This window comes from Mesorhizobium sp. M0772 (genome assembly GCF_040320135.1).
In the GTDB taxonomy this organism is placed as follows: domain Bacteria; phylum Pseudomonadota; class Alphaproteobacteria; order Rhizobiales; family Rhizobiaceae; genus Mesorhizobium.
Genome location: NZ_JAMYPB010000022.1, coordinates 82,245 through 91,029, shown reverse-complemented (window position 1 = coordinate 91,029; position 8,785 = coordinate 82,245). Strand labels below are relative to the sequence as shown.

Here is an 8,785-nt window from a genome sequence, read left to right as displayed (position 1 = left end):
CCCCCCCCGGCGCGCCCGCCCCCCGCCCCCCCCCCCCCCCCCCCCCGTCCGGGGGGGGGGGGGCCCCCCCCCCCGGGGGGGGGGGGCCCCGCGGCACCGACCCCCACCCGGACCTGCGGTCCGACCTCCCCGCAAGGGGGAGGTAGGGGGCTGGCGCTTTTCGCGACGGCTGTGGTCTCGACAGAATAGCTCATGTCTCCACCTGGCTCGCACCAGCCCCCGCCGCCGGTTCCACCGCCGAGATCTCGTGCGTCAGCGTGTTGCGGGTGACCTTCAGCCAGGCCCGGCAGCCACCGCCGTGATACCAGTTCTCTGCCATCACGCCGGCGATGTTGTCGCGCAGATAGACATAGTCGTAGACGGCATCTTCGCCGGCATCCGCCGCCGGCCGTACAGGCTTGGCATCGCCGAGATAGCTGAACTCGCCGAGTTCGCGTTCGCCGCAGAAAGGACAGGTGATACGCATCTTGTTCCGGCCGCCTCAATGCAGGTTCGGTTGGGCGCCTTGGCCCTTTTCGTCGATCATGGCGCCGCGCTGGAAGCGGTCGAGCCGAAACAGCGCCGCCTCCTTGTGCGTTTCGTCACGCGTCAGAAGATGGGCAAAGACGAAGCCGGAACCGGGCGTCGCCTTGAAGCCGCCATAACACCAGCCGGCGTTGAGGTAGAGCCCGTCGACCGGTGTCTTGTCGATGATCGGCGAGCCATCCATCGACATGTCCATGATGCCGCCCCACTGGCGCAGAAGCCGCACGCGGCCGATCATCGGGATCAGCGCCATGCCGCCTTCGCAGACATCTTCCATGACAGGCAAATTGCCGCGCTGGGCGTAGGAATTGTAGCCATCGATGTCGCCGCCGAAGACCAGCCCGCCCTTGTCCGACTGGCTGACATAGAAATGCCCGGCGCCGAAGGTCATGACGCCGGGGATGAGCGGCTTGATCGCCTCCGAGACGAAAGCTTGCAGCACATGGCTTTCGATCGGCAGGCGCATGCCCGCCATCGCTGCGACACGCGACGATGACCCGGCGACTGCCATGCCGACCTTGCCGGCGCCGATCTTGCCGCGCGACGTCTCGACGCCAGTCACCTTGCCGTTGCCGTCCCGGACAAAGCCGGTGACCTCGCAGTTCTGGATGATGTCGACGCCGAGTTCGCTCGCCGCATGGGCATAGCCCCAGACCACCGCGTCATGCCGCGCGGTGCCGCCGCGGCGCTGCAGGAGGCCGCCCTGCACGGGAAAGCGCGCATGGTCGAAATTCAGGAACGGCAGCATCTTCTTCAGCGCCGCCTGGTCGAGCAGTTCGGCATCGATGCCATTGATGCGCATGGTGTTGCCGCGCCGCGCATAAGCGTCGCGCTGCGCGTCGGAATGATAGAGGTTGAGGACGCCGCGCTGGCTGACCATGGCGTTATAGTTGAGGTCCTGCTCCATCCGCTCCCAAAGCTTCATCGAAAGCTCGTAGAAGCCGGTATTGCCGGGCAGGCCGTAATTGGAACGGATGATGGTGGTGTTGCGGCCGGCATTGCCGGAGCCGATCCAGCCCTTTTCCAGCACGGCGACGTTTCTGATGCCGAACTCGCTGGCGAGGAACCAGGCGGTGGCGAGCCCATGGCCGCCGCCGCCGATGATCACCACATCGTAGTGGTCCTTGGGCGCCGCATCGCGCCAGGTGCGCTGCCAATTCTTGTGGCCGGAAAGGGCAGCACGGGCGAGCGAGAAGATCGAATATTTCATCAGGTCATTCCGAGGTCGCTCGCACAGCTGGGACGATTATATGTCCAGCGTGTGGTCGCGCTCCCATTGCGTGAAGTGCGAAGCATAGGAATTCCATTCCTGGTGCTTCAGCTTTAGATAAGCCGACGAGAATTCCTCACCCAGCGCCGCCTTGAGCGATTTGTCCTTGTCGTATTCGCGAAGCGCGTCGAGCAGATTGAGCGGCAGCTTCGGCGCGCCTTTCACCGTGTGGCCGTTCTGGTACATGTCGATGTCGTAGCGCTTGCCGGGATCGGCCTTGGAGCGGATGCCGTCGAGACCGGCGGCAATGATGACGGCCTGCAGCAGATAAGGGTTTGCGGCGCCGTCCGGCAACCGCAGCTCGAAGCGGCCAGGGCCGGGCACGCGCACCATGTGGGTGCGGTTGTTTCCGGTCCAGGTCACCGTGTTCGGAGCCCAGGTGGCGCCCGAAATGGTGCGCGGCGCGTTGATGCGTTTGTAGGAGTTCACCGTCGGGTTGGTAATGGCGGCCAGCGCCGAGGCATGTTTCATGATGCCGCCAAGGAAATTCTTGCCCTTGGCCGACAGGCCGAGCTCCATCGCATTGTCGGCAAAGACGTTGACCTTGCCGGCCTTGTCCCACACCGAAATATGGGCGTGGCAGCCATTGCCGGTCAGGCCCTGGAAGGGCTTAGGCATGAAGGTCGCGCGCAGGCCGTGCTTTTCCGCCACCGACTTGACCATGAACTTGAAGAACGAGTGCTTGTCGGCGGTCGCCAGCACATCGTCGAAGGCCCAGTTCATCTCGAACTGGCCGTTGGCGTCCTCATGGTCGTTCTGGTAGGGGCTCCAGCCCAGCGCCAGCATATGATCGCAGATCTCGGCGATGACATCGTAGCGGCGCATCACCGCTTGCTGGTCGTAGCAGGGTTTTGAAGCCGTGTCGTATTTGTCGGAGATGACGCTGCCGTCCGGCGAGATCAGGAAGAACTCAGCCTCGACGCCGGTCTTGACATGCATACCGTCAGTGGCGGCTTCCGCAATCAGCCGGCGCAGCGTGTTGCGCGGCGCCTGCTCGACCTCCTTGTCGTCCATGATGCAGTTGGCGGCGACCCAGGCGACCTCGGGCTTCCACGGCAGCTGGATCACCGAATCCGGATCCGGCACCGCCAGCATATCAGGATGCGCCGGCGTGAGGTCGAGCCAAGTGGCGAAACCGGCGAAGCCGGCGCCGTCCTTCTGCATGTCGGCGATCGCCTGCGCCGGCACCAGCTTGGCGCGCTGGCCGCCGAACAGGTCGGTGTAGGAAATCATGAAATATTTGACGCCGTTCTCTTTGGCGAATGCGGCGAGATCGTTCCCCATTATAGTTCCTCGCTTATTTTGATGTGTTTTTTAGAAGCCGTTTTTCCCCGGTATCCAGTTGGTGCCGGCCAGCGGCACGCCGGCCATGGCGGCGGCTTCGATGGTGAGGGCTACGAGATCCTCGGGCTCGAGATTGTGCAGGCTGTTCTTGCCGCAGGCACGCGCAATGGTCTGCGCCTCCAGCGTCATCACCTTGAGGTAGTTCGCCAGCCGCCGTCCGGCGGCGACCGGATCAACCCGCTTCATCAGTTCGGGGTCCTGCGTGGTGATGCCCGCGGGGTCGCGACCCTCGTGCCAGTCGTCATAGGCCCCGGCGGTGGTGCCGAGCGCATTGTATTCGGCCTCCCAGCGCGGGTCGTTGTCGCCGAGCGCGACGAGCGCTGCCGTGCCGATCGACACCGCGTCGACGCCGAGCGCCAGCGCCTTGGCGACGTCGGCGCCATTGCGGATGCCGCCCGACACGATCAGCTGCACCTTGCGGTGCATGCCGAGATCCTGCAGCGCCTGCACCGCCGGCCTGATGCAGGCAAGCGTCGGCTGGCCGACATTTTCGATGAATACTTCCTGGGTGGCCGCCGTGCCGCCCTGCATGCCGTCGACCACGACGACATCGGCGCCGGCCTTCACCGCAAGTGCTGTGTCATAATAGGGGCGGGCGCCGCCGACTTTGACGTAGATCGGCTTTTCCCAGTCGGTGATCTCGCGCAGTTCGAGGATCTTGATCTCGAGATCGTCCGGCCCGGTCCAGTCGGGATGGCGCGAGGCCGAACGCTGGTCGATGCCTTTCGGCAGCGTGCGCATTTCGGCAACGCGGTCGGAGATTTTCTGGCCAAGCAGCATGCCGCCACCGCCCGGCTTGGCGCCCTGGCCAACGACCACTTCGATGGCGTCGGCGCGGCGCAAATCCCTGGGGTTCATGCCGTAGCGCGACGGCAGGTACTGGTAGACCAGTTGCTTGGAATGGCCGCGCTCTTCCTCGGTCATGCCGCCGTCGCCGGTGGTGGTCGACGTGCCTGAGAGTGTGGCGCCACGGCCGAGCGCTTCCTTGGCCGGGCCGGACAGCGAACCGAAGCTCATGCCGGCAATGGTGATCGGGATCTTCAGCTCGATCGGCTTCCTGGCGTAACGCGAGCCGAGCACGACGCTGGTGTCGCAACGTTCGCGATAGCCTTCCAGAGGGTAGCGCGAAATCGACGCGCCGAGGAACAGCAGGTCATCGAAATGCGGCAGCTTGCGCTTGGCGCCGGCGCCCCTGATGTCATAGATGCCGGTAGCCGCCGCGCGGCGGATTTCGGAAAGCGTGTAGTCGTCGAAGGTCGCGGATTTGCGCGGCGTCGTCGGCGGGTTCTTGTAGGTCATGCTGCCTCAATACGCGTCGGCGTTGTCGATATTGAAATTGTAGAGCGTGCGCGCCGAGCCGTAGCGCTTGAATTCCGACGGCTTGACGCCGGTGACGCCGGCGCGGTCGAGCAGGCCCTGCAGCAGTTCGATATGCTCGGGCCGCATCTCCTTGGCGATGCAGTCGGCGCCCAGGCTTTCGACCTTGCCGCGCACGAACAGCCGCGCTTCGTAGATGGAATCGCCCAGCGCATCGCCGGCATCGCCCAGCACCACCAGATTGCCGGACTGCGCCATGAAGGCCGACATGTGGCCGATATTGCCGTGCACGACGATGTCGATGCCTTTCATCGAGATGCCGCAGCGCGAGGACGCGTTGCCCTCGACGACGAGCAGCCCGCCCTTGCCGGTGGCGCCGGCATACTGGCTGGCGTCGCCCTTGATGACGATCGAACCCGACATCATGTTTTCGCCGACACCGGGGCCGGCCGAGCCGTGCACGGTGATCGCGGCGCCGTCATTCATGCCGGCGCAATAATAGCCGACGCTGCCGCGCACATCGATGCTGACCGGCTGGTCGACGCCGACGGCAACCGAATGGCTGCCCTTGGGGTGCAGCACCTCCCACGCCGTTTCGTTGGAGCCGGGCGTCAGATTGTGCAGCGCCTGGTTCAGTTCACGCAGCGACGACACATCGAGATCGAAGACCCGGGACGCCTGGTCTTGCGCCGCCTTCGAAAGTTTGGTTGCCGGCATGGGCTCAATGCTCCCAGAAATAGACGGTTGCGGGTTCCGGTTCCCAGACCCTCGCATTGTCTATGCCGGGCAGTTTGGTCAGCGCGCGATATTCCGAGCCGAAGGCGACATACTGGTCGGTCTCGGCCATGACGGCGGGCTTGCAGGCGATCGGATCGCGCACCACGCCGAAACCGTTCTTGGTGCCGACGACGAAGGTGAAGAAGCCGTCGAGGTCGGACAGCGTGCCTTCCAGCGCCTCGCCGAGGTTCTTGCCATGCGCCATCTGCGACGAGAGATAGGCGGCGGCGACCTCGGTGTCGTTCTCGGTCTCGAATTTCATGCCCTCCCGCACCAGCTCACGCCGCACATTGTTGTGGTTGGACAGCGAGCCATTGTGCACCAGGCACTGGTCGGCGCCGGTCGAGAACGGATGCGCGCCCATCGTGGTGACGGCCGATTCCGTCGCCATGCGGGTATGGCCGATGCCATGCGTGCCGGTCATCGAGCGGACGTCGAAACGGTCGACGACCGCTTCCGGCAGACCGACTTCCTTGTAGATTTCCACCGCTTCGCCGGCGCCCATGATGCGCACGTCGGGGCGGATTGACTGCAGCGCTTCGCGCGCGGCATCGACCTTGTCGGGCGCGGTCCTGAGCACCGCATGCGTCGACTTCACCGCTATGCTCACCGGCGCGCCGATGGCCTTGGCGAGTTCGGCGTCGAGGCCGCGGAAATCGCGCTCGGGCTTCGCGGACTGGATGGTGATCTTGGCTTCATTCCTGGAAGGCGCGCCATAGATGGCGATGCCGGCGCTGTCGGGGCCGCGATCGCTGAGCGATATCAGCATCTGCGACAGCATCGAGCCGAGCTGCGGCTCAAGCGACTTGTCTTTCAGAAAAAGTCCGACGATTCCACACATGTCAGCCTCCCGGCGTTACCACTAGACGATGATGTATCGAATGCGTCGTGCGAATTCAATCATATGAAAAAAATATTCCTGTAGTTACGTATCCGGCTCGATGCGGCCTTGTGCACTATCGCCGCCGTCGCGGGCGCTGTGAATCCATGTGGCGGTGCGGATGCGGGCTATTCTGTAGGCATCGAGGATCGACAGCGCATAGATCAGGAAGCCGCCGGCGTGGCGGCCGACGAAGCTGGCATCGGCCGGCGCGATCTTGGCCGTCACCCAGGCGAGGATCACCATGAAGAACAGGAATTGCAGGCCGCGCACAGGCACGCCCAGAATGACGTGGCCGCTGGCCGGTAAGACGATGGCAGCGCCGAGCACCAGATACGGGTTTGTCGGTGCGGGTGCGCTCATGCCACCTGCCTTTCCTGTCGGTTGATGGCATCGCGCAGCGCCGATGCTGAGGTCAGCAGTCTCTCGACCAGGGTTGGATCCAGCCTTGCGCCGCCGAATGCGGCCTGCCGGAACACGCCGTAGCGCGCCCGCTCGGCCTCGGCCAGCAGCCAGACGATGCGCACGCCATTCGGTGTGATCAAAAGTTCCTTGGCGCGGCCTTCGGCAAAAATGTCGAGATGGCTGGCGATCAGGTTTTGCGGAAAGCGCGCCGCCCTGAGGTCGGTTCGCAGCACCGCTTCGGCCGGGAAGCCGGGTGCCTTCGGCAGTGTGTGCTGGAGGTGGTCGAAATTGGAAAAGGTCGTCGGCGAGCCCGGCCGCATCATCATGTCGAAGGTCGCCGGCACCGCAACCGGCTCTGTGATGGTGACACTCAACCATCGCGCCGGCAGCTTTCGCGTCGCCAGCGTGTCGACGATGGTGCGCAGCTGCACGCGCTGTCCGTTCCACGAACCCGCCCAGGTGACAACGCCGGCTGTGCCATCGGAGACATCAACGGCATGTGTGATGACGGTCCGGATACTGGCTGCCTCGGCTGCAAGATCAGCCTTGGCCTTTTTGCGGCTGGCGCGCGCATGCCAGGCGAGGTGCAGGACGAGAGCCACGGCGACCGCCCCGGCCAGCAATGCTGTCGTCACGTCAGACACCTCGTCACGCCATGCCCGCCCAAACCGGCAGGCCCTCTCCTGTCAATAGCCCTGCGGCTTCGGCCACGGCATGGTGAACTGGTCGCCGCGACGCACATAGCGGTAACGGTAGAAGTGGAACCACAGCGAGATCAGGAAGTAGAAGGCGACCATGGCGATCAGCTGCGTGCCGTAGCCGAGGAAGATCGCAAAGAAGGTCACCACGCAGAGGCAAAACAGCACGATCGCCGGGATCGGGTGGAACGGGTGCGTATAACCGCGGCGGATCGTGCCCAGCGGCCACTTTTTGCGGAACATCATGATGTTGATGCTCATGAAGGTGTATTGCAGCACGCCCGACAGGATCGAGAAGGTGATCGCCTGGTTGAGGTCGGCTATGAAGGCGAAGGCGAGCGCGATCGGCAACAGGAACAGGATCGAGCGATAGGGCGTGCGGTATTTCGGGTGCACGGCCGAGAACCATGTCGGCAGATAGCGGTCGCGTCCAAGCGAGAACCACGCGCGGGCCGCATCGTTGATACAGCCATTGGCCGACGCCAGTGCCGCGAGCAGCGTGGCGACGAACAACAGGTTTTCCAGCAGCGGGCTGCCGGTCAGCTTGCCGGCGTCCCACAAGGGATAATAGGTGATACCGAGGTACTCCCAGGGCATCAGCGAGGCGCAGACATACCAGGTCATGGCGGCGGCGATCAAAAGCGTGATCATGCCGGCCATGGTGCCGTAAGGCAGCGAACGCGCCGGGGAGCGCACTTCCTCGGCGGCCTGCGTGGTGCCTTCGATGCCGAGATAGTACCAGATGCCGAACTGGAAGGCCGCGATGACGCCGATCCAACCATAGGGCAGCGCATTGCCGGGGGTGACCAGCTCGTTGAGCTTCAGCACAGCACCCTGCGTCCAGGGGCTGACCGAGAAGAACAGGATAACGATCGAGACATAGGCTATCGCCGTGATGACGAAGTTGACGTTGAGCGTCATCAGCACGCCGCGATAGTTCAGCCATGCCAGCACGACGATGGTGGCGGCAATGAAGGAGTTGTGGGTGAGCCCTTCGACGCCGGCCTTGGCGACGATGGTGTCGCCGAGCAGGATGGCGTCCGAAACCTCCAGCATGGTGTAGGCAAAGACCAGGAACAGCGCGACGTTGAAGGCCATCAGGGGCCCGACAATGTGCTTAGCCTGCGCGTATTGGCCGCCGGCGGCGGCAACCGTCGATGTCACCTCGGAGTCGATCATGGCGACCGAAGTGTACAAGAGCCCGACCACCCAGCAGACGATCAGCGCCGCCAGTGCGCCGCCCTTGTCGGCCGAGAAATTCCAGCCGGTGAATTCGCCGACCAGCACGATGCCGACGCCTAGCGCCCAGACATGGGCCGGGCCGAGCACGCGTAGCAGTGAAACCCTGTCGCCGTGTATTGCCGGTTCAAGCGCGATCGTCATTGTTCAATCCCCACTCAGATCCGGTGTTTCTCGGAAGCGGCTTCAAGTTCGCCTTCGCGCGAGGAGGTCAGCACCTCCTCGGAATAGGTCGTGTCGATCTGGAACCAGTCGTAAAGCATCCACAGTGCGAGCACGATCGAGATGCCCCACGATGCGTAAGAGAGTGCGACCCACATGAGCGTGCTT

At 64.0% G+C, this 8,785-nt stretch carries 10 protein-coding genes; all 10 read right to left on the bottom strand.

Annotation, left to right across the window (positions count from 1 at the left end; translation table 11 throughout):
• Positions 1-190: 190 nt before the first annotated feature.
• The gene (locus tag NKI06_RS16825) at positions 191-466 is read right to left on the bottom strand and encodes a sarcosine oxidase subunit delta (protein ID WP_023684437.1); all 276 of its coding nucleotides are present in this window, start codon (positions 464-466) and stop codon (positions 191-193) included.
• Between the two features lie 15 nt (positions 467-481).
• The gene (locus NKI06_RS16820) at positions 482-1,735 is read right to left on the bottom strand and encodes a sarcosine oxidase subunit beta family protein (protein WP_352986260.1); all 1,254 of its coding nucleotides are present in this window, start codon (positions 1,733-1,735) and stop codon (positions 482-484) included.
• Between the two features lie 36 nt (positions 1,736-1,771).
• Positions 1,772-3,079: a type III glutamate--ammonia ligase gene (gene glnT, locus NKI06_RS16815; protein ID WP_023726360.1), complete on the bottom strand. Its 1,308-nt coding sequence runs from the start codon at positions 3,077-3,079 to the stop codon at positions 1,772-1,774.
• A 30-nt stretch (positions 3,080-3,109) separates the two neighbouring features.
• On the bottom strand, positions 3,110-4,438 hold the full coding sequence (locus tag NKI06_RS16810) for an FMN-binding glutamate synthase family protein (RefSeq protein ID WP_023696630.1): 1,329 nt from the start codon (positions 4,436-4,438) through the stop codon (positions 3,110-3,112).
• A gap of 6 nt (positions 4,439-4,444) precedes the next feature.
• On the bottom strand, positions 4,445-5,173 hold the full coding sequence (locus NKI06_RS16805; protein ID WP_352986258.1) for a GltB/FmdC/FwdC-like GXGXG domain-containing protein: 729 nt from the start codon (positions 5,171-5,173) through the stop codon (positions 4,445-4,447).
• Between the two features lie 4 nt (positions 5,174-5,177).
• Complete coding sequence (locus NKI06_RS16800) at positions 5,178-6,074, bottom strand: class II glutamine amidotransferase (protein ID WP_023668550.1); 897 nt, start codon at positions 6,072-6,074, stop codon at positions 5,178-5,180.
• A gap of 84 nt (positions 6,075-6,158) precedes the next feature.
• Positions 6,159-6,476 carry a hypothetical protein gene (locus tag NKI06_RS16795; RefSeq protein WP_352986256.1) on the bottom strand — a complete coding sequence of 106 codons (318 nt, stop codon included), beginning with the start codon at positions 6,474-6,476 and terminating at the stop codon, positions 6,159-6,161.
• Entirely contained in the window at positions 6,473-7,162 is a 690-nt protein-coding gene (locus NKI06_RS16790) for a hypothetical protein (RefSeq protein ID WP_352986255.1), read from the bottom strand. The genes NKI06_RS16795 and NKI06_RS16790 overlap by 4 nt, the downstream gene beginning before the upstream one ends.
• Positions 7,163-7,204: 42 nt before the next feature.
• Positions 7,205-8,599, bottom strand: coding sequence for an APC family permease (locus NKI06_RS16785; RefSeq protein WP_023735619.1), 1,395 nt, complete (start codon positions 8,597-8,599; stop codon positions 7,205-7,207).
• 14 nt (positions 8,600-8,613) lie between these two features.
• Positions 8,614-8,775 (bottom strand): hypothetical protein, encoded by a 162-nt coding sequence (locus NKI06_RS16780; protein ID WP_023735618.1) that lies wholly within the window; start codon positions 8,773-8,775, stop codon positions 8,614-8,616.
• Positions 8,776-8,785: the final 10 nt, after the last annotated feature.